General features: G+C 44.5%; 22 protein-coding genes. All 22 read left to right on the top strand.

What is annotated here, in order from left to right:
- Positions 1-3,540, top strand: a complete 3,540-nt coding sequence (gene smc / locus BLR15_RS00715; RefSeq protein ID WP_092983687.1) for a chromosome segregation protein SMC — start codon at positions 1-3, stop codon at positions 3,538-3,540.
- A 27-nt stretch (positions 3,541-3,567) separates the two neighbouring features.
- Positions 3,568-4,683 (top strand): signal recognition particle-docking protein FtsY, encoded by a 1,116-nt coding sequence (gene ftsY / locus BLR15_RS00720; protein ID WP_092983688.1) that lies wholly within the window; start codon positions 3,568-3,570, stop codon positions 4,681-4,683.
- Complete coding sequence (locus tag BLR15_RS00725; RefSeq protein ID WP_092983689.1) at positions 4,676-5,017, top strand: putative DNA-binding protein; 342 nt, start codon at positions 4,676-4,678, stop codon at positions 5,015-5,017. The genes ftsY and BLR15_RS00725 overlap by 8 nt, the downstream gene beginning before the upstream one ends.
- Positions 5,018-5,019: 2 nt before the next feature.
- Complete coding sequence (ffh, locus tag BLR15_RS00730; RefSeq protein WP_092983690.1) at positions 5,020-6,366, top strand: signal recognition particle protein; 1,347 nt, start codon at positions 5,020-5,022, stop codon at positions 6,364-6,366.
- Positions 6,367-6,467: 101 nt separating this feature from the next.
- On the top strand, positions 6,468-6,743 hold the full coding sequence (gene rpsP / locus BLR15_RS00735; protein ID WP_092983691.1) for a 30S ribosomal protein S16: 276 nt from the start codon (positions 6,468-6,470) through the stop codon (positions 6,741-6,743).
- A 5-nt stretch (positions 6,744-6,748) separates the two neighbouring features.
- Entirely contained in the window at positions 6,749-6,976 is a 228-nt protein-coding gene (locus BLR15_RS00740) for a KH domain-containing protein (protein WP_092983692.1), read from the top strand.
- Positions 6,977-7,253: 277 nt separating this feature from the next.
- Entirely contained in the window at positions 7,254-7,748 is a 495-nt protein-coding gene (gene rimM, locus BLR15_RS00745; RefSeq protein ID WP_092983693.1) for a ribosome maturation factor RimM, read from the top strand.
- The gene (gene trmD / locus BLR15_RS00750) at positions 7,745-8,410 is read left to right on the top strand and encodes a tRNA (guanosine(37)-N1)-methyltransferase TrmD (RefSeq protein ID WP_092983694.1); all 666 of its coding nucleotides are present in this window, start codon (positions 7,745-7,747) and stop codon (positions 8,408-8,410) included. The genes rimM and trmD overlap by 4 nt, the downstream gene beginning before the upstream one ends.
- Before the next feature lie 130 nt (positions 8,411-8,540).
- Complete coding sequence (gene rplS, locus BLR15_RS00755) at positions 8,541-8,888, top strand: 50S ribosomal protein L19 (protein WP_092983695.1); 348 nt, start codon at positions 8,541-8,543, stop codon at positions 8,886-8,888.
- Positions 8,889-8,994: 106 nt separating this feature from the next.
- A complete protein-coding gene (gene ylqF / locus BLR15_RS00760; protein WP_092983696.1) occupies positions 8,995-9,864 on the top strand; it encodes a ribosome biogenesis GTPase YlqF in 870 nt (289 codons plus the stop codon).
- Positions 9,848-10,615, top strand: a complete 768-nt coding sequence (locus BLR15_RS00765; RefSeq protein WP_092983697.1) for a ribonuclease HII — start codon at positions 9,848-9,850, stop codon at positions 10,613-10,615. Before ylqF ends, BLR15_RS00765 begins: the two co-directional genes overlap by 17 nt.
- Before the next feature lie 31 nt (positions 10,616-10,646).
- Entirely contained in the window at positions 10,647-11,855 is a 1,209-nt protein-coding gene (gene sucC / locus BLR15_RS00770; RefSeq protein WP_281182339.1) for an ADP-forming succinate--CoA ligase subunit beta, read from the top strand.
- Positions 11,856-11,876: 21 nt separating this feature from the next.
- Positions 11,877-12,785 carry a succinate--CoA ligase subunit alpha gene (gene sucD, locus BLR15_RS00775; protein ID WP_092983699.1) on the top strand — a complete coding sequence of 303 codons (909 nt, stop codon included), beginning with the start codon at positions 11,877-11,879 and terminating at the stop codon, positions 12,783-12,785.
- Between the two features lie 157 nt (positions 12,786-12,942).
- The gene (dprA, locus tag BLR15_RS00780) at positions 12,943-13,740 is read left to right on the top strand and encodes a DNA-processing protein DprA (RefSeq protein WP_176754008.1); all 798 of its coding nucleotides are present in this window, start codon (positions 12,943-12,945) and stop codon (positions 13,738-13,740) included.
- A gap of 107 nt (positions 13,741-13,847) precedes the next feature.
- Positions 13,848-15,917 (top strand): type I DNA topoisomerase, encoded by a 2,070-nt coding sequence (gene topA / locus BLR15_RS00785; RefSeq protein ID WP_092983700.1) that lies wholly within the window; start codon positions 13,848-13,850, stop codon positions 15,915-15,917.
- Positions 15,918-16,144: 227 nt separating this feature from the next.
- Entirely contained in the window at positions 16,145-17,026 is an 882-nt protein-coding gene (gene xerA / locus BLR15_RS00790) for a site-specific tyrosine recombinase/integron integrase (protein ID WP_092983701.1), read from the top strand.
- A 4-nt stretch (positions 17,027-17,030) separates the two neighbouring features.
- A complete protein-coding gene (hslV, locus tag BLR15_RS00795; protein WP_092983702.1) occupies positions 17,031-17,570 on the top strand; it encodes an ATP-dependent protease subunit HslV in 540 nt (179 codons plus the stop codon).
- 13 nt (positions 17,571-17,583) lie between these two features.
- Positions 17,584-18,957 carry an ATP-dependent protease ATPase subunit HslU gene (gene hslU, locus BLR15_RS00800; RefSeq protein WP_092983703.1) on the top strand — a complete coding sequence of 458 codons (1,374 nt, stop codon included), beginning with the start codon at positions 17,584-17,586 and terminating at the stop codon, positions 18,955-18,957.
- A gap of 21 nt (positions 18,958-18,978) precedes the next feature.
- On the top strand, positions 18,979-19,749 hold the full coding sequence (gene codY, locus BLR15_RS00805) for a GTP-sensing pleiotropic transcriptional regulator CodY (RefSeq protein ID WP_092983704.1): 771 nt from the start codon (positions 18,979-18,981) through the stop codon (positions 19,747-19,749).
- Between the two features lie 153 nt (positions 19,750-19,902).
- Complete coding sequence (gene rpsB / locus BLR15_RS00810; protein ID WP_092983705.1) at positions 19,903-20,679, top strand: 30S ribosomal protein S2; 777 nt, start codon at positions 19,903-19,905, stop codon at positions 20,677-20,679.
- A gap of 86 nt (positions 20,680-20,765) precedes the next feature.
- Entirely contained in the window at positions 20,766-21,647 is an 882-nt protein-coding gene (gene tsf, locus BLR15_RS00815; RefSeq protein WP_092983706.1) for a translation elongation factor Ts, read from the top strand.
- A 69-nt stretch (positions 21,648-21,716) separates the two neighbouring features.
- Positions 21,717-22,439 carry a UMP kinase gene (gene pyrH / locus BLR15_RS00820; protein ID WP_092983707.1) on the top strand — a complete coding sequence of 241 codons (723 nt, stop codon included), beginning with the start codon at positions 21,717-21,719 and terminating at the stop codon, positions 22,437-22,439.
- Position 22,440: the final 1 nt, after the last annotated feature.

Raw genomic sequence — 22,440 nt, forward strand, 5'->3', positions numbered from 1 at the left:
ATGGTTTATTTAAAATCGATAGAAGCGGATGGTTTCAAGTCATTCGCCAATAAAGTGGATATAAAATTTGACAGCGGGCTGACGGCGGTAGTCGGACCGAACGGCAGCGGCAAAAGCAACATCACCGATGCCATTCGCTGGGTGCTCGGTGAACAGTCGGCAAGATCGATCCGCGGCGTCAAAATGGAAGATGTGATCTTCAACGGCACAGATTCAAGAACACCGATGAACGCTGCGAAGGTCAAGCTGCAGCTTGATAATCAAAGCCGCACACTGCCGGTTGAGTCGGATGATGTGAACATCATGCGTAAACTGTACAGAAACGGTGACAGTGAATATTTCATCAATGACGAACGGACACGATTGAAAGAAATTACCGAGCTGTTCCTCGATTCCGGACTCGGTAAAAATGCATACAACATCATTTCCCAGGGGGAAGTGGAGTCACTCCTGAAAGCACGGGCCGATGAAAGAAGAGTGCTGATAGAGGAAGTCGCCGGTGTCATGAAGTATAAGAAGCGCAAAAAAGAATCGGTGAAGAGGCTCGAAGAGACGAAAGACAACTTGAACCGGATCAACGATATCATTCAGGAACTGACTACGAGAGTGGAGAAGCTTGAAATCGAAAGCGCCAATGCAGAAGAATATCTTGCATTGAAAGAAGAGATGAAAAAGGCGGATATAGAGGTCAACATCTACGACATCAACCATCTGCTCGAGCGTCTTGAGACTGAAAACAAGACTGTTGCCGATTCTGAGCAGCAATTGAAAACATATCAGCAGCAGACTGAAGATCTCGACAGGGAGTTATCCGAAATCAGCACGAGCCGTGACGCGGAAGATACGACGTCAAGGACTCTCAACAGGAAAATCGTGGATACATCTAAAAAGCTGGAACAGCTGAACGGCAAAATTGCGCTGTTCGAAGAGCGGAAGTCGAATAAAGGGCAGATGAAAGAAGACTTGTCCGAACGCCTGGAGGCAGGCCGTGCCGAACAGGAAAAACTGGACGGAATGGTCAGGGAATTGGACGAGGAGCTCAAGGAATATGACAGCAGGATAAAATCACTGAAAGAAAGCCTGCAGCAGACGGAACAGAAAAGAACTTATTTAAGCGAAGACAACAGTGATGAAATAGAAAGTCTGAAAGACAGCTATTATGAGCTGATGGTCGAAAAGACGACGCTTGAAAATGAACAGAAAAGAAATGAAGAAATAAAAAATGACCAAAATTCCCACTACAGCCAGCAGAAAGAGCGTCTTAAGGAGCTTCAAAAAGAAGTTTCCGACTGCGAAGCCGAGCTGAAGGACAAGCAGGATGAACTGGACAGCAGCGAAGAACAGTTGAATACGCTGAGGAATACTTATAGGGAAAAGGCGGAGGACAGGGATAGCCTGAATACTTCCTATCATGAAGAAAACGCCAAGCTTGAAAAAAGCATCCAGTATTACAATCAGCAGAAATCAAAACTGGATATGCTGAAAACCGTCCAAAACGAGTACAGGGGGTATTTTCCGGGTGTGCGTGCCGTTCTGAAAAATGACGGTCAGCTGAAAGGTGTCGTCGGAGCGGTCGGTGAATTGATCGATGCAGAGTCGAAATACGTCACCGCCCTCGACACGGCGCTTGGTGCTGCGAGCCAGAACATCGTCATGCAGAGTGAAAATGATGCAAAGAAGGCAATTTTGTACTTGAAGAATCTGAAGCGCGGCTTTGCGACGTTTCTGCCGCTCGATGTCATTAAGAAACGACAGCTGAATCCACAGATTCAGTCCGTCGTGGACAATTCAGAAATCAATGTGGAAGTGCTGGCGGATGTGGTTAATATCAATCCGGCATATGACAATATCATACGGCACCTGCTCGGTACGACACTTGTCGTCCATACGATCGATGATGCAAGTGCGGTCGCGAGGGAAACCGGGCACCGTGTGAAGATTGTCACGCTTGACGGGGAGACGGTTTTCCCGGGCGGCGCAATGAGCGGCGGCTCAAAGCAGTCAAAAGGCTCCGTACTGGAAACTAAAAACGAAATTGATGAAATCAGTAAAAAACTGATGGAATATGACGGCCTGATTGAAACCCAGAAGAAAAAGGTTGGAAGTTTAAGCAGCAGCATAACCGACATTGATATGGCCGTCGCCAGGCTCGAAGATGAAGGCAGGGAACAGGGCGACCGGTTCGAAAACCTGAAACGCGAGGTGTCATCACTCGGCTATCAGCTCGACTCAAGGCAGGAAACACTTCAGATGATCACAGATGAGCTGGCGCGAAGACAGCAGCCGGGGACTGATGCGGACTACAGTGAACAGATTGAAGAGAAAGACCGGGAACTTAAAAACCTGGATGAACGCATCCGTCTCATCAGCACTTCCGATAAGGACAAGAAAACTGAACTGAAACTATTATCCGATGAATATAATGCAATCCAGAATGAAATGACTAAAACGACAGAACGCCACAACTACAAAAAGAGTGAGTATGCGAGACTGAATGAACAGCTGCAGGAAGTGACAGACGACATCGAAGATATCGAAAACGAGCAGGAAATCGTTTCACTCGACCTGACAACGCTTGACGTGAGAACCCTTGAAACCGAACAGAAGGAACTTCAGGCGGCACTTGACTCACTTTATGAGGAAGCCGATGACATATCGGAAAAACAGCACGGCCTTAAAGTGAGCTACCAGGAAAAGAGCAGAGAGAGAGAAGAAATATACCGGGAATCCGAAACACTGCAGGATACACTCCGGACGGCCACCGGCCAAAAGGAAAAGCTCGATACCCAGCTGGAGCAGAAACTTCAGTATTTATCGGATAACTATAAGACGACCTACGAACATGAGAGTGAAAATTATACCGAATTCACCGATATAGACAACAAGAGACTTCAGATCAATTTGAATAAAAAGAGCATCGAAGAACTTGGCCCGGTCAATATCGGTGCAATTGAAGAATTCAAAACAGTCAATGAGCGCTATCAGTTCCTGAAAGAGCAGCAGGAGGATCTGATGGATGCCAGAGAGACGCTCCTTGAAGTCATTTCAGAGATGGATGATACGGTGGCGGAACGTTTTGAGACCGCCTATCATGAAGTCAACCATCACTTCGGCGAAGTGTTCAAAGAAATGTTCGGCGGCGGGCTTGCCGAACTCAGACTGACCGAAGAAGACGACTTCTTGAATTCCGGCATTGAAATATACGCACAGCCGCCGGGCAAGAAATTATCCAGCCTGTCACTGTTATCAGGCGGGGAAAGAGCGCTGACGGCCATCAGCCTTTTATTCAGCATGCTGAAAGTGCGGGTCAGCCCATTCATCATTCTCGATGAAGTGGAGGCTGCGCTTGATGAGACCAATGTGGTGCGCTATGCACAGTATTTGAAAAAGCTTTCCGAAGATATACAATTCATTGTGATTACACATAGAAAAGGTACAATGGAAGAGGCGGACAGACTGTTCGGGGTGACGATGCAGGAACGTGGCGTCAGCCAGCTGATCAGTGTGGATCTTAAAGAATATGACGAAGCCAATGTGTAAGATTGATTAATATAGAGGTGCATATAAATGGGTATTTTTGATCGTTTTAAAAAGAAATTCAGACCTGAGAAAAAGACGGAAGATCTGCCGTCGGCCGAACACCAGAACGAGAAGCTTGACGACGGCCTGATCAGCATTGAAGAATTTGAGGAATGGGAACAAGAACAGCTCGCCTACAAGTTCAAGGCGGGACTTGAGAAGAGCCGTGAAAAATTTCAGTCGGAGATCAATCAGCTGCTGGCGGTCTACCGCAAAGTGGATGAAGACTTTTTCGAAGCGCTGGAAGAGCTGCTGATCGGTGCTGACGTCGGTTTCAACACAGTGATGGAACTGACCGACGAACTCAGACAGGAAGCAAAAGTTAAAAACATTACTGAAACGGAAGATTTAAAAGAGACCATCGTTGAAAAGATGGTTGAAATCTACGAACGCAATGATGATCTGCCGGAAACTGTGAATATACAGAAAGATGGTCTGACGGTCATACTTGTCGTCGGTGTGAACGGTGTCGGCAAAACGACGAGCATAGGCAAACTGGCACATAAATATAAAAATGAAGGCAAATCCGTCATGCTTGCTGCCGGAGATACATTCCGTGCAGGTGCGATCAACCAGCTTCAGATCTGGGGCGACCGCGTCGATGTCGATGTGATCAGGCAGGCGGAGGGCAGCGACCCTGCAGCGGTGATGTTTGATGCTGTCAATGCTGCGAAACGGAGAGGGACGGATGTCCTGATCTGTGACACAGCAGGACGTCTGCAGAATAAAGGGAACCTCATGAATGAGCTTGGCAAGATGAAGAAAGTCATTCAGAAAGTTGTGCCCGAGGCGCCGCACGAAGTGCTTTTGACGCTGGATGCAACGACCGGGCAGAATGCACTGATCCAGGCAAAATCGTTCAAAGAAGTGACGGATGTCTCAGGAATCGTGCTTACCAAGCTTGACGGAACGGCCAAAGGCGGTATCGTCCTTGCGATCAAAAACGAGCTCGGTATTCCGGTTAAATTCGTCGGTCTCGGAGAACAGCTGGATGACCTTCAGGAATTTGATGCTGAAAACTATGTATACGGCCTGTTTGCGGACATGATCCATCAGTCTGAAGAGCTGGATGCAGCAGAAGAAGCCAGTGATAAAAATGACTGAAGAACTTGAAAGGACCACCCGGATCAATTATTTATACGATTTCTATCATTCACTGCTGACTGAAAAACAGCGTGCCTATGTAGAACTTTATTATTTGGAAGACTATACATTCAGTGAGATCGCAGAGACTCTGGATGTGACAAGACAGGCTGTATATGATAATTTAAAACGTACTAAAGATCTGCTTGAAGACTATGAAACGAATCTGGAGCTGTATCATGATTTCATGAAGAGGCAGCAGTACTACCAGCAGATCAAAGAGTATGCACAAGATGGAAAAGTCAGTAAGATAAACGATGTCATAAATGAACTTGAAACTCTGGAGGAGGAGTAGCAATGGCTTTTGAAGGTTTAGGAGAACGACTCCAGGCCACGATGGACCGTGTGAAAAGTAAAGGCAAGGTCACTGAATCGGACGTCAAAGTGATGATGCGCGAAGTGCGTCTTGCACTGCTTGAAGCGGACGTCAACTTTAAAGTGGTCAAACAATTTATAAACCAGGTACGCGCGCGCGCACTCGGCAGTGATGTCATGCAGTCACTGACACCCGGCCAGCAGGTCATAAAAATTGTAAAGGAAGAACTCACGGAACTGATGGGCGGCGAAAATCAAAAGATCAATCTTGCCCAGAAACCGCCGACCGTCATCATGATGGTCGGCCTGCAGGGTGCCGGTAAAACGACGACAGCCGGTAAACTCGCGCTGCATCTGAGAAAGAACTTCAATAAAAAACCGATGCTCGTAGCAGGTGATATATACCGTCCGGCAGCCATCGACCAGCTGGAAACGGTCGGTAAGCAGATCGACGTACCTGTTTTCAACCTTGGAGATAAGGTGAAACCCCAGGAAATAGCGACCAAAGCGCTCACTCATGCCAAGGAAGAGCACCTGGACACTGTCATCATCGATACTGCGGGTCGTCTCCATATCGATGAAGATTTAATGAATGAACTGAAAGATATCAAGGAAATTTCACAGCCTGATGAAATCATGCTTGTCGTCGACTCGATGACCGGCCAGGATGCTGTCAATGTCGCAGAGTCGTTCAACGACCTTCTGGATATTTCCGGTGTCACACTGACGAAACTCGACGGCGACACACGAGGCGGTGCGGCACTGTCCATCCGTTCAGTCACTGAAAAACCGATCAAATTCATCGGTGTATCGGAGAAGATGGACGGGCTTGAATCCTTCCACCCGGACCGTATGGCACAGAGAATTCTCGGGATGGGCGACATGATGTCCATCATCGAGAAAGCACAGTCGAATGTCGATATGGACGAACAGAAGAAGATGGAGCAGAAGATCAAAGATCAGAGCTTCACTTTAGATGACTTCCTCGAGCAGATGGACCAGGTGAAAACTTTGGGGCCGCTTGATGAACTGCTTAAAATGATGCCCGGCGCGAATAAGATCAAGGGCCTCGATAAGATGCAGATGAGCGGCAAGGAAATCGACCACGTCCAGGCAATCATCCGTTCAATGACGATGGAAGAGCGTGAAAAGCCTGAGAAACTTAATGCGAGCAGAAAGAAAAGGATCGCAAAAGGTTCAGGCCGTTCACTTCAGGAAGTGAACCGTCTCCTGAAGCAGTTCAACGATATGAAAAAGATGATGAAACAGATGACGGGCGGCAAAGGCAAGAAGAAAAATCCATTCGGAAATATGCAGCTGCCGTTTTAAAATAAAGAAATTCAAACTTGTAAAGGGAAAGCTCTTTACAAGTTTTTTATTATCTGATATAGTAGTAAAAGTGAAATTGAAGATAGAAAGGAGTTATTCAAATGGCTGTAAAATTAAGATTGACACGTATGGGTTCAAAGAGAAATCCTTACTACCGTATTGTAGTTGCTGATGCAAGAAGTCCAAGAGACGGCCGCATCATCGAGCAGATCGGTTCATACAACCCAGTTTCCAAAGAAGATGAAAACATCACTTTAGATGAAGATAAAGCAATTCAATGGTTAAGAGACGGTGCCAAACCAAGCGACACGGTTCGCAACATCCTGAGCCGCAAAGGCGTTATGGAAAAATTCCACAACGAAAAACTTGGGAAATAAGCACTATGGAAAATTTATTACAAACAATTCTTAAACCGATGCTTGATCATCCGGAAGATCTGGAGATAACTTTTGAAGAATCAAAGTACAATGTTTCTTACAAAATATCAGTCCACAGTGATGACGTCGGACGTGTAATCGGTAAACGTGGCCGTGTAATCAAGGCAATACGTATCATCATGTCCAATACGAATCACGACAGTTCCAAGAAAGTGTTTGTTGATGTAGATTAAATTTTGAGGACACACCCTTCTGGGGCGTGTCTCTTTTTTATGTCCCGGAGACTGTGCCTCAGTGCCTGCTCACCTGATGAGGTTTTTATTGTCAAGTGAGCAGGCGGTCTTTATTCTGCTGTGCAGTAATCAGCGAAATCTGCCCTGTCTAAACGCCGCTTATTTTAATGGTTGTCCGGCTGTCTGCAACGGGTATATAATAGATGATATTGGATCATGAAGGGTGGGCACTGACATGGCCCATCATGAATCCATTAATTTTTAAGGTGGTTATAAAATGATTACTATAGGAAGGCTGGTCGGTTTCCACGGTGTCCGCGGAGAAGTGAAGGTTCTCAGTGATTCAGACTTTACGGCGGAGCGTTTTCAGCCGGGGCAGATCGTTCATATAAAAAATAAAGATCTTACGATAGAGAAATACCGCACGCATAAAAATTTTCATCTTTTGACTTTTGAAGGGGTCACGAACATCAACGATGTCGAGGGTTTGAAGGATGAAGATGTGCTGCAGGATGCAGAGAGTGTGGAACTGATGCTTGAAGAGGGTGAGTTTCACTTCAGTGAAATCATCGGTCTTGCCGTATTTACTGATGACGGAAAAGCGCTCGGGCATGTGACGGATATTTTCCAGACGGGGGCGAATGATGTGTGGGCGGTCCGTGATGACAATAATAAGGAATATATGATTCCATATATTGAGGATGTCGTAACGGAGATCGATCTGGAGAATGAGAAAATAATCATTACACCGATGGAAGGATTGTTGGAATGAATATCCATTACTTGACTTTGTTCCCGGAAATGTACGACGGGGTGTTGAACACCTCTATTTTAAAACGGGCAAAAGATAAAGGTATCGTTGATTATAATCTGATAGATTTCCGGGATTACTCCGAGGATAAGCACAACAAGGTGGATGATTATCCATATGGCGGCGGTGCGGGGATGGTTTTGAAGCCGGAACCGATTTTCAACGCGATGGATGCACTGGAAGTTGAAAATCCACGGGTGATACTGTTATGTCCTCAGGGTGCACCGTTCGATCAGAAGATGGCTGAAGATTTGAGTAAGGAAGAGAATATCGTCTTCATATGCGGACATTATGAAGGTTATGACGAGCGCATCCGCACACTGGTGACAGATGAAGTATCCATAGGTGACTATGTACTGACCGGCGGCGAGCTTGCAAGTATGACGATGACGGATGCGATTGTACGGCTCATACCGAACGTCATCAGCAATCAGGAAAGTCATGAACAGGACTCATTTTCCACAGGCATGCTTGAACATCCGCACTACACACGCCCCAGGGAATACCGCGGAATGAAAGTGCCGGAAGTGCTTTTGAACGGGGACCATAAGAAGATAGACGAGTGGCGCTACAATGAAAGTTTGAAACGGACCAGGGAGCGCCGTCCGGATTTATTGGACTAAAACTTTTATATGAATAAAAGATATTGAAAGTCCACCATGTATATGGTAATATTATACGAGTGTTCAGACACTAATCACAACTATCCGCTGCTATGATTGGCAAGAAAGTTGGAAGAAGGAGAAGATATTAATGTCACAACAATTGATTAATGATTTGACGAAAGAGCAGCTTAAAACAGATCTGCCGGAATTCAAACCCGGAGATACTGTAAAAGTTCACGTACGTATCATCGAGGGCAGCCGTGAAAGAATCCAGGTCTTTGAAGGTGTAGTCATCAAAAGACGCGGCGGCGGCATTTCCGAAACGTTTACAGTACGTAAAATCTCATACGGTGTCGGTGTAGAGCGTACATTCCCTGTACACACGCCAAAAATTGAGAAAATAGATGTTACTCGTCGTGGACGTGTACGTCGTGCGAAACTTTACTACCTGCGCAGTCTGCGTGGTAAAGCAGCCCGTATCAGAGAAATCAGATAATTCGATGAAAACTCGGACATCACAACTTGATGTCCGAGTTTTTATTTTGGTATGATTGTCTGGATGAAGATCAATATAAAAATATCATGACAGTGAGGGAAAATCTGTGAGCATAAACTGGTTTCCGGGCCATATGGCCAAAGCAAGAAGAGAAGTTGAAGAAAATTTAAAGAAGATAGATGTCATCATAGAAATTCTGGATGCGAGAATTCCTCATGCCAGCCATAATCCGATGATGGACGAGATCACACAGCATAAGCCGCGTGTCGTTGTCCTGAACAAGATGGATATGGCAGACGAGAGTGAAACGGACCGCTGGATCAGCCATTTCAAGTCACAGGGCAAGTATCCTGTTGCGATCAACGGCCGCAGTCACCAGATCATTTCGAAAATTGAGCCGCTGGCCGCTGAAGCGACTAAAGAGATTTTTGAAAAGATGGAGAGAAAAGGGATAAATAAAAGAGCGATCAGAGCGATGATCATCGGTATTCCGAATGTCGGCAAATCGACGGTCATCAATAATATCGCAAAAAGAAAAATCGCCAAAACCGGCAATACACCGGGGGTGACAAAGGCGCAGCAGTGGATAAAAGCGGGGAAAAACATGGAGCTTCTCGATACGCCGGGGATACTGTGGCCGAAATTCGAAGACGACACGGTCGGCAAGAAACTGTCTTTGACGGGTGCGATCAAAGATTCGGTCGTGCCGCTGGATGAAGTGGCTATTTTCGGGCTCGATTTCCTACAACAGCATCACCTCCAGGATTTGAACAGATTTTATAATATATCAGTCGATGAAGAGAGCGGTGTCATCGAGCTTTACGATGCCATCGGCAAAAGCCGCGGTCTTAAGATGAGTGGCAACGAAATCAATTATGAAGCCGTGACTGAGAAAGTCATCTACGACATCAGAAATGCCAAGATCGGCAGATATACATTGGATAAAGTGAGCGACTTCGATGGCGACGATCAGTGAAGTAACGAAAGAAATCAAACTGATTGAATCTCTCGAGGCACTGGAATCATGCCCGCATCACAAAGATGAGCGGGCAGGTGTCCAAAAAGCATTGCTGCAGCACAGAAACCGCCTTGAAAAACAGGCGCTACTGCTGGAAAAGTACGAATACATGATGAGATATGAAAATGAACATCCGGGAAAGGTTGTCGCTGGCATCGATGAGGCGGGACGCGGCCCGATAGCAGGTGAAGTTGTTGCCGCAGCAGTGATTCTGCCGGATGATTTCAAACTCCCGGGTCTCGATGATTCAAAGAAGCTGTCGGTGAAAAAGCGTCTGGAGTTCCGTGAATTCATCATGGCACATGCGGATTACGGCATCGGTATCGCCACATCAGAGGAAATTGATGAATATAATATTTATCAGGCGGCAAAAATCGCAATGAACCGTGCACTGGAAAATCTGACAGAGCAGCCGGATCATCTCCTAATCGATGCGATGACACTGGATACGGATATAGAACAGACATCCATCATCAAAGGGGATGCGAATTCCAACTCGATTGCTGCGGCAAGCGTGCTTGCAAAAACAACTCGTGATATGATGATGGATAGTTATAGTAAAGAGTTCCCCGGCTATGATTTTGAGAACAATAAAGGCTACGGGACGAGGAAACATCTCGACGGCATAGAGAATTTCGGTGTCACAAAGATACATCGGAAGACTTTTGAGCCGGTGAAAAGTAAAATTAATCAGAAAACATTGTTTTGACAGTTTACTTTAATATTTACCTTTTCTATAATTGAAGTGTAAGGATTATAATTATCTTAGGAGGAAGAACATGAATATTCATGAGTATCAAGGGAAAGAAATTTTTCGCTCTATGGGTGTAAACGTTCCAACAGGCAGCGTTGCATACACACCTGAAGAGGCTGTGAAGGCAGCAAAAGAGCTCGACACGGATGTCTATGTTGTCAAAGCTCAAATTCATGCCGGCGGCAGAGGTAAAGCCGGAGGGGTTAAAATTGCCAAAACCATCGATGAAGTAAAAGAGTACGCCAAAGAACTGCTTGGAAAAGTATTGGTGACTCCCCAGACAGGACCTGAAGGCAAAGAAGTTAAAAGACTGCTTGTCGAAGAAGGCTGCGATATTCAAAGTGAATATTATATCGGTTTTGTCATCGACCGCGCAACTGACAGAATAGTTCTTATGGGCTCTGAAGAGGGTGGAACTGAAATTGAGGAAGTTGCGGCAACCAATCCTGAGAAAATATTTAAAGAGGTCGTTGATCCAGTTATCGGCTTGATGCCCTACCAGGCAAAACGACTGGCATTCAATATCAACATACCTAAAGAGTCTGTCAACAAAGCAGCAAAATTGATGCTTTCCCTTTACAACGTCTTCGTTGAAAAAGATGCTTCCATTATCGAGATCAACCCGCTTGTCACAACAGGTGAAGGCGAAGTACTCGCTCTTGATGCGAAGGTGAACTTCGATGAAAACGCATTGTTCAGACAGAAAGATGTTGTTGAACTGCGTGACCTGGACGAAGAAGATCCAAAAGAGATCCAGGCTTCCAAATATGATCTGTCATACGTTGCACTGGACGGCAACATCGGCTGTATGGTTAACGGTGCCGGCCTTGCAATGGCAACGATGGACACAATCAACCACTTCGGCGGAAAACCGGCGAACTTCCTTGACGTAGGGGGCGGCGCGACTGCTGAAAAGGTTACGGAAGCATTCAAAATCATCCTTGGTGATGAGGGCGTTAAAGGTATTTTCGTCAACATCTTCGGCGGTATCATGAAATGTGACATCATTGCACAGGGTGTCGTGGAAGCTGTTGAAAACGTAGGACTTGAAATTCCATTGGTCGTACGTCTTGAAGGTACAAACGTCGACGAAGGTAAAAAGATCCTGAAAGATTCAGGTCTTGATATCACTCCCGCGACAACAATGGCTGAAGGCGCTCAAAAGATTATTGCGGCAGTAGAAGAAAATAAATAAAATTTAACGGAGGAATTCACTGTGGGTGTTTTTATTGATAAAGATACGAAAGTATTAGTACAAGGTATCACAGGCTCGACTGCACTATTCCATACAGAGCAGATGCTTGAATATGGCACTAAAATTGTGGCAGGTGTCACACCTGGTAAAGGCGGCCAGGAAGTCGAGGGCGTTCCTGTGTTCAATACAGTAGAAGAAGCTAAAAAAGAAACTGGTGCAACAGTATCAGTAATCTATGTCCCTGCACCGTTCGCAGCAGATGCTATCATCGAAAGTGCGGAGGCAGAGCTGGATCTTGTCATCTGTATTACAGAGCATATTCCTGTAATAGACATGGTTAAAGTTAAACGTTATTTAGAAGGCAAGAAGACACGTCTTGTCGGCCCTAACTGTCCGGGTGTCATCACCGCTGATGAGTGTAAGATCGGTATCATGCCGGGATATATTCACAAAAAAGGCCACGTCGGTGTAGTCAGCCGTTCAGGTACATTGACTTATGAAGCGGTTCATCAGCTGACGCAGGCCGGAATCGGCCAGACAACAGCTGTCGGTATCGGCGGAGACCCGGTAAACGGCACGGACTTCATCGATGCGCTTAAAGCATTCAACGAAGATCCTGAAACTGAAGCGGTCGTCATGATTGGTGAAATCGGCGGTACTGCAGAAGAAGAAGCGGCTGAGTGGGTCAAGGAAAACATGACCAAGCCGGTAGTAGGATTCATCGGCGGCGTGACTGCACCTCCGGGGAAACGCATGGGCCATGCCGGTGCGATCATCTCAGGCGGTAAAGGTACAGCGGATGAAAAAATCAAAACAATGAACGAATGCGGTATTGAAACTTCGGATACACCGTCAGAAATCGGTGAAACTCTGATCAACCGTATCAAAAAAGAAGATGGCCTTTATGAAAAATGCCTGACTGTAAAATAAACTTCATATTCTCATATATATGATTGAAAATAGTGCTGTTCCATTAGGGGGACAGCACTATTTTTGTCTTTATTTACCAATTTTTGAATTGATAATGTAAAATATAAAACCGGATTTTTGACATATAATTAAAGTTATCATATAAAGAGGTGATGACTTGAACTTTTTAGCGCTGTCATATGCAGGAATAACTGTGCAGGAATACCAGGCAATAAAAAATAGCCCGCCTGAATTCAGACTGCCCGAGAAAATACAGACTAAACTTTCGGCGGCCTGCAGGCTGAATATGAAGCAGATCATGATGCAGCTTGCAGATAAGAATATTACATACATGACCATCGATGATAAGGATTATCCGGCACTGCTGAAAGAAATACACGACCCGCCGTATATACTTTATCTGAAAGGCGACAGAAGTTTATTGAACAGACCGATGCTTGGAATTGTCGGCAGCCGTAAAGCGACGAGGTACACATCTGAATCTCTGGCGGATATCATTCCCGAATTAAAAAATATATGTGTCGTTTCCGGTCTTGCATACGGAGCGGATGAAATCGCACATAAATTATGCCTTTCCAGTGAAGTATCCACGGCAGGGGTTCTCGCTTTCGGTCATGATCTGCATTATCCAAAATCTACATATAGTATACGGGCACGGATGGAACAGAAGGGTCTGACAATCAGTGAATATCCGCCGCACGCTTCAATAGAGAAATGGCGTTTTATCGCACGAAACCGTATCATAGCCGGCTTATCCCGTGGTATTCTCGTGACGGAGGCAGAAGAGAAAAGCGGCAGCCTGATCACTTTGGAAATGGCCATGAACGAAAACCGGAACACATACTGTCTGCCGGGAAATATCACATCACTGCTGTCAAAAGGGACCAATGCACGGCTGCAGGAAGGTGCCGAAATGGTACTCAGAAGCGAGGACATTATGAAGGATTATTTTTAGAAATTTTCAGTATTTGGCAGCCGTGGATAATATTAAAGAGTTGACAAAAGAAATGATTGCAATTAGTATTTGATTTTGAAACTACAACCGAAGGAGGCAAACGCATCGTGGCTGATAATTTAGTAATAGTGGAATCCCCGGCGAAAGCTAAAACGATTGAAAAGTACTTGGGAAAAAGATATAAAGTTGTTGCTTCGATGGGACACTTGCGTGATTTGCCCCGCAGTCAAATGGGAATTGACACTGAAAACAATTATGAACCTAAATATATTACTATTCGAGGCAAAGGTCCGCTTTTGAAAGATCTGAAGAAAGAAGCGAAAAAAGCCAAGAAAGTGTTTTTAGCCAGCGACCCGGACCGCGAGGGAGAAGCGATAGCATGGCACTTGTCACATGCTCTCGGAGAAAATAATGATTACTATAGAGTCGTATTCAACGAAATAACAAAAGATGCTGTAAAAGAAAGCTTTAAAACCCCTGGCAAGATCAATCAGGAACTGGTTGACGCCCAGCAGGCGAGACGTTTATTGGACAGACTGGTGGGCTATAACATTTCACCGGTATTATGGAAGAAAGTTAAAAAAGGATTATCTGCGGGACGTGTACAATCCGTTGCACTTCGTCTAATCATCGACCGTGAGAATGAAATACGCAACTTCAAACCTGAAGAATATTGGACGATTGAGAACGACTTCAAATATAAACGCTCGGAATTCAAAGGTAAATTCAATTCTGTCGATAATAAAAAAGTGAAATTGAATACAAGGGAAGACGTCGACAAAGTACTTGCCCGTATTTCAGGCGATGAATTCAATGTCGATAAAGTGGAGAAAAAGGAAAAGAAACGTTTTCCTGCCAACAGTTTTACAACTTCCTCACTTCAGCAGGAAGCTGCAAGGAAATTAAACTTCAAGACCAGAAAAACAATGATGGTCGCCCAGCAGTTGTATGAAGGTATCGATATTAAAGGATCGGGGACAGTCGGTCTGATCACATATATGAGAACCGACTCCACAAGAATTTCACCGGTCGCAAAAGCGGAAGCGGCAGATTATATAGTGGATACTTTCGGTAAAGAGTTCCTCGGCTACCAGAAAAGGCAGAAAGAAAGTGCACAGGCACAGGATGCTCACGAAGCAGTGAGACCGACTTCAAGTGCGAGGACACCTGCAAATATGAAGCAGTATCTGACACGGGATCAGCACCGTCTATATAAACTCATTTGGGACCGTTTCATAGCGAGTCAGATGGCGCCTGCAATCCTTGACACTGTCAGAATGGACTTGTCGAATAACGGTGTAACATTCAGAAGTAACGGCCAGACGATCAAGTTCAAAGGTTTCATGCAGATTTATATCGAAGGTAAAGATGATGAGGAAGAGGAGTTGAACAACCGTCTTCCAGAAATCGCTGAAGGAGAGAAGGTCACGAGCCTGAAAATCAACCCTAATCAGCACTTCACACAGCCGCCGCCGAGATTTACAGAGGCGAGGCTTGTCAAAACACTGGAAGAACTCGGCATCGGCCGGCCGTCAACCTACTCACCGACAATCGATACCATTCAAAAGCGCAACTATGTCCGCATGGACCAGAAGCGTTTTATGCCGACAGAAATCGGTGAGATTGTCCATCAGTCCATGGAAGAATACTTCCCGGATATAATAGATGTTGATTTTACGAAGACGATGGAAGCTGATCTTGACAGTGTCGCTGAAGGCAAGGCTTCATGGAAAAAAGTCATCGATGATTTCTATAAGGAATTCGAACCGCGTGTTGAACGTGCGGAAGAAGAAATGGAGAAAATAGAAATCAAAGATGAACCGGTAGGGGAAGACTGTGAGAAGTGCGGCTCTCCTATGGTTTATAAAATGGGACGCTACGGCAAGTTCAAAGCCTGTTCCAATTTCCCTGAATGCAGAAATACAAAGGCGATCGTCAAATCGATCGGTGTGACATGTCCTAAATGTAAAAAAGGCGATGTCATCGAACGTAAATCCAAAAAGAACCGTATATTTTACGGATGTGACCAGTATCCTGAATGTGATTTCATCAGCTGGGACAGACCGATAGGAAGAGATTGTCCGAAGTGTGACCATCATCTTGTCGAAGCGAAAAAAGGTAAGAATGCCCAGGTTAAATGTTCAAACTGTGATTACACGGAGAAAGTGAATAATTAACTCTTAATCTACCTATGATCAATAGGTAGATTTTTTAGGCCTTTTTTGGACTTGAAACTGATTGATTAAATAATTAATTGATAATATTCATATTATTGTGTGCAATTCCGGATGAAATATTTTATAATACTGAATGGGCACTTAATCCATACTTTTGCTAATAGATTAAAATTATTGAAAGGCTATTTGGAATTGTGATAAGATTCTGATAAAAGGAGGTAAATCCAATCGTTCTTAAACAACGTTTTTTGGACCGTTTGCTTTATCAGAGAAATTTATCGGCACACACAATTAAAAGCTACGCCAAAGATTTAGATGAATTTCATGATTTTCTAAAGAGTGAAGGTTTGAATATAAGTACATTCAAATATATGGATGCGAGAAACTATCTGGCCATGTTGTATGACAAAGGACTGAAAAGGGCGACTGTGTCGAGGAAAATATCTTCTCTTCGCAGCTATTATCATTTTCTGATCGAGCATGGAGAAGTGGAAAACCATCCGTTTATAAATCTGCCTTTTCCAAAGAAAGAAAAAGCATTACCTACCTTTTTATATGAAAATGAGATCGATGCACTTTTTGAATCTCTGGATCAGAGCAGCAAGATGTACCTGCGTGATAAAGCGATACTGGAACTGCTTTATGCTACGGGCATCCGTGCATCCGAACTGATTTCTTTGAAAACCGATCGAATAGATTTTGATTATATGATTATAAAAGTGTACGGAAAAGGGAACAAGGACAGAATAGTGCCCTTTAACGAGATGACAAAATCGAGCCTGAAGGAATATATCGGACATTTTAAAAAACATATCGATGAAAGTGGTTCGCTCTGGCTGAATTACCGCTATGAACCGCTCACGGTGAGAGGGCTGCGTCATGTGCTTGATATGATGGTCAAACGGAGTGCGCAAAATTTTGACCTCCATCCTCATAAGCTGAGACACAGTTTTGCGACCCATCTGCTGAACAACGGGGCGGATATCAGGGCAGTCCAGGAATTGCTTGGACATGAATCACTGCAGACAACTCAGAAGTATACTCATATTTCAAAAGAGCAGCTTAGAAAGACATATTTGAATACACATCCTGGAAGTCAGAAGAGGTGAAGAAATGGCTATTAAAGGTACAACGATATTTGCGATCCAGCATAACGGCTCACGGGCCATAGCAGGCGACGGGCAGGTGACACTCGGCAATCAGGTTGTCATGAAGCATACCGCCAAAAAAGTGCGTAGACTGTTTGATGATAAAGTCGTTGCCGGTTTTGCAGGAAGTGTGGCGGACGCATTCACTTTATTTGAGAAATTCGAAGCGAATCTCTACTCCTACAACGGCAACCTGCAGAGAGCCGCAGTCGAACTCGCAAAAGAGTGGCGCGGTGATAAGATGCTGCGTCAGCTGGAAGCGATGTTGATCGTCATGGACAAAGAGACGCTGCTGCTTGTCTCAGGAACGGGTGAGGTCATTGAACCGGATGACGGCATACTCGCAATCGGCAGCGGTGGAAACTATGCACTCAGCGCAGGCCGTGCACTGAAAAGATACAGCAGTGAATTGTCAGCGAAGGAAATTGCATATAACAGTCTGCTCATTGCCAGCGAAATATGCGTGTTCACAAATGACAATATAATAGTAGAATCTATCGACTAAAGGAGCGTTTATATTGAAACAGAATTTGACTCCAAGAGAGATTACATCGAGGCTTGATGAGGACATCATCGGCCAGGATGAAGCAAAGAAGAAGGTTGCCATAGCAATGCGCAACCGGTTCAGACGCATGATGCTTGAAGATGATCTCCGCGATGAGGTCATTCCTAAAAATATATTGATGATTGGCCCGACAGGTGTCGGCAAGACCGAGATAGCAAGACGGATGGCAAAACTGACAGGTGCCCCTTTTACAAAAGTGGAAGCGACCAAGTTCACTGAAGTCGGTTATGTCGGGCGTGACGTTGAAAGTATGGTCAGAGATCTTGTACAGGCAAGTGTCAAGCTGGTCAAGGATGAAAAGATGGTCCTGGTCAAAGAAGATGCGGAAGATCTAGCGAATGAAAGGCTGATCGCGCTTCTTGCACCGGGATTTAAAAAGGAAAAAACGACGACGAACCCTTTTGAAGCGCTGATGAACCAGCAGGGTGCAGACGATTCAGAAGAGGAAGTCACGCCTGAAGTGAGAGACAAGCGGCGCAGTCTCCGCTCCAAACTGCTTAATGGCTATCTGGAGGATGAGGAAGTCAGCATAGAAGTACAGGAAGAACAGAATCCGATGGGCATGATGATGCCGGGCATGGAAGAATCCGGTATGCAGGATATGTTCAAACAGTTTATGCCGAAGAAAAAACACAAACGTACAATGCCTGTTAAAAAAGCACGTGAATATCTGATTCGTGAAGAAGCCGAAAAAATCATCGATACGGATAATGTCAACGATGAGGCCATCAATCTTGCCGAAACGATGGGTATCATATTCATCGATGAAATGGATAAGATCGCAAAAGGCGGTCAGAATTCGGGCGATGTTTCCAGAGAAGGCGTCCAGAGGGATATTCTGCCGATTGTTGAAGGCAGCCGGGTTCAGACGAAGTACGGGTCGATTGATACGGAACATATATTATTCATCGGAGCAGGTGCATTCCATGTCTCCAAGCCAAGTGACCTGATACCTGAACTTCAGGGCAGGTTCCCGATCAGAGTGGAGCTGGATAAGCTGACCGCCGAAGATTTTGAAAAGATACTGAAAGAGCCGAAACGTTCACTGATCAGACAGTACGAAGCACTGCTCCAGACCGAAGAAGTCGCCATTTCGTTCACGGATGAAGCAATTGCGGAACTGGCCAAAACTGCACATCAGGTCAATACGGATACAGATGACATTGGAGCCAGAAGACTTCATACAATACTGGAAACACTGCTTGAGGAGCTGTTGTTTGAAGCGAGCAATATGCAGGGCGCACATGTAGAAATTACAGAACAGTATGTAAACAGCAAATTGTCCCATATTCAGAAAGATGAGAAATTAAGTCAATTCATATTATAAAAAAATAAAGGAGAATTCTAAATGAGTTCACTACTACAAAAAACAAGAGAAATTAATACACTGATTCAAAGCATTGCGGGTGTTAAAGTAGATTTTAATGAAGTTTCGGAAAAAGTAAGCCGGGTGCTTGAGTGTAATGTCTTCATCGTATCTCGCAAAGGCAAACTGCTCGGTTTCGGCGTCAATCACAAAATTGAGAACGAGCGTATCATCGAAATGCTTGAAAACCGCCGCTTTCCTGAAGAGTATGTAAATAAGATCATGAGAGTCAGTGAAACAACAGAAAATATCGATTTTGACAACGAACTGACAATCTTCCCGACCGAAGATTCATTCCAGGATTCTGAAACGACCATTTTACCGATATATGGCGGCGGGGAGCGTCTCGGTACTTTGGCCCTCGGCAGAGTGACAGAACCGTTCAGCCAGGATGATCTTGTGCTTGCCGAATATGCAACAACAGTGGTCGGCATGGAAATCCTGAGGGAAAAACATGAAGAGATTGAGAAGAAGGCACGTGACAAAGCGAGCATTGCCATGGCAATCCGTTCATTGTCATATTCAGAAAGAGAGGCAATCGAGCATATCTTTGATGAGCTGAATGCTGATGAAGGACTTCTCGTCGCATCGAAAGTTGCAGACAGAGTGGGCATCACCCGTTCGGTAATCGTCAACGCACTCCGTAAATTGGAAAGTGCCGGTGTCATTGAATCACGTTCTCTTGGTATGAAGGGAACATACATCAAGGTGAAGAAAGAAGACTTCCTGCCGGAACTCAGAAAAGAGAGTTAATATATATTTGATTTATGTGTTTATATATGATATATTATTAAACGGCAAAAAAATTGCCGATTACGCACAATGTTATGCACGGTGAAATCGGTGCTCATCACTGAGTGGTTTCATCCAGTAGCATTGGAGGTAACAACAAAAGGAGGAAATATAATGGCAGTAATTACAATGAAACAATTACTTGAAGCTGGTGTACACTTCGGTCACCAGACTCGTCGCTGGAACCCTAAGATGAAGAGATACATCTTCACTGAGAGAAACGGCATCTACATCATCGACCTGCAGAAAACAGTCAAGAAAGTTGCTGAAGCATATAACTTTGCTAAAAGCATTTCTGAAGACGGCGGTAAAATTTTATTCGTCGGTACTAAGAAACAGGCTCAGGACGCTATCAAAGAAGAAGCGGAAAGAGCTGGTCAACTTTACGTCAACCAGAGATGGCTGGGCGGTATCTTGACTAACTATAAAACAATTTCAAAGCGTATCAGACGCATTGATGAAATTGAAAAGATGGAAGCAGACGGTATTTTTGAAGTACTTCCTAAAAAAGAAGTTGTTGAGATCCGTAAGGAATATGACCGTTTGATCAAATTCTTAGGCGGCATCCGTGACATGAAAGAAATGCCGAAGGCATTATTCATCGTTGATCCTCGTAAAGAGCGCAACGCAATTGCGGAAGCACACAAACTGGGCATTCCTATCATCGCAATGGTGGATACGAACTGTGATCCTGATGAAATAGACTATGTCATCCCTGCAAATGACGATGCAATCCGTGCAGTACGTCTTATGACAAGCAAAATGGCAGACGCTGTTTTAGAAGGACAGCAAGGTGTTTCTGATGATGAAGTGGCGGCGGAACAGAACATTGATTTGGAAGAATCAGCTGAACCTGCTGAAGAAGAAACAGCAGAAACTAAAAGCGAATAGTTTTTAATAGATTAAATGTTTAATAATGGTGATAAGTAAATTCTCTTATCACCTTTTTTAAAATATGATTCCAGGAGGATTAAGTAATGGCTACTATTTCGGCAAAATTAGTAAAAGAACTACGTGAAAAAACAGGTGCAGGAATGATGGACTGTAAAAAGGCGCTTCAGGCAACCGACGGCGACCTTGAGGCAGCAGTTGATCATCTACGTGAAAAAGGTATTTCGAAAGCGGCTAAAAAATCAGACCGTATTGCTGCAGAAGGTCTTGTACACGTTGCTTCCAAAGGTAATGACGGAGTCATAGTCGAGATCAACTCAGAAACTGACTTTGTCGCACGTAACGAGGATTTCCAAAAGCTTGTTCAAGATATAGCGGACCATATCCTCGACGTTAAACCTGAAGATATCGATGCTTTGAATAAATCAGAAATTGATGGTCAGACTGTAGAAGATAAAATTACAGAAGCGGTATCAAAAATCGGTGAAAAACTCACTTTGAGAAGATTCGTTCTTGCTGAAAAAACTGACAATGGTTCATTTGGCGAGTACCTTCACATGGGCGGGCGCATCGGTGTCCTTTCTGTAGTGGAAGGCACGACTGACGCTGAAGTTGCCAAAGGTGTGGCAATGCACGCAGCGGCACTCAACCCTAAATATGTTTCTTCAGACCAGGTTCCTGAAGAAGAGCTTAAGCATGAGAGAGAAATCCTCAAGCAGCAGGCGCTTAACGAAGGTAAACCTGAAAAAATCGTTGATAAAATGGTTGAAGGCAGAATGCGTAAGTATTTGGAAGAAATCAGCATCGTAAACCAGCCATTTGTCAAAGATTCAGACATTACGGTGGAAAAATATTTACAGCAGCATGATTCTAAATTAGTTGATTTCATCCGTTTTGAAGTTGGAGAAGGCATTGAGAAAAGAGAAGAAAACTTCGCTGATGAAGTTATGGGTCAGGTTAATAAGTAATAAAAAAGACACTTCGGTGTCTTTTTTTCTAAAATAAGCTCATCAAATATCATAAGTGAGGGAATTATAATGGCTGAATCTTCAATGTACAAAAGAATTGTTTTAAAACTGAGCGGTGAAGCACTGGCAGGCAGCGACGGTTTCGGAATCAACCCCGAAGTGATCAAAAATGTTGCTTCCCAGGTGTCTGAAGCAAAAGAACTTGGAGTGGAAATTGCGGTTATCGTCGGCGGTGGAAATATATGGAGAGGCAAAGTGGGCAGCGACCTTGGTATGGACCGCGGTACAGCGGACTACATGGGTATGCTCGCAACCGTAATGAATTCACTTGCACTTCAGGACAGCCTTGAACAGCTTGGCTGTGAGACGAGAGTCCTGACTTCAATCGAAATGAAACAGGTTGCGGAGCCGTATATCCGCAGACGTGCGATCAGACATTTGGAAAAAGGCCGTATCGTCATCTTTGCAGCAGGAATCGGCAACCCGTACTTTTCTACTGATACTACTGCGGCGCTCAGAGCTGCTGAAATAGAAGCAGATGTAATATTAATGGGCAAAAACAATGTCGACGGTGTTTATTCTGCAGATCCCAAACTGGACAACGGCGCATTTAAATATGATAATTTAACATATATAGAAATGCTCCAGGAAAATCTGCAGGTGATGGATGCGACAGCGTCTTCATTCTGTATGGACAATGACATCCCGCTTGTGGTATTTTCAATTACAGAGCAGGGTAATATCAAACGTGCAGTTTCCGGAGAAACGATTGGTACGACGATTACTAAATAAA

Origin of the sequence: Lacicoccus qingdaonensis, assembly GCF_900101075.1 — a bacterium.
Lineage (GTDB): Bacteria > Bacillota > Bacilli > Staphylococcales > Salinicoccaceae > Lacicoccus > Lacicoccus qingdaonensis.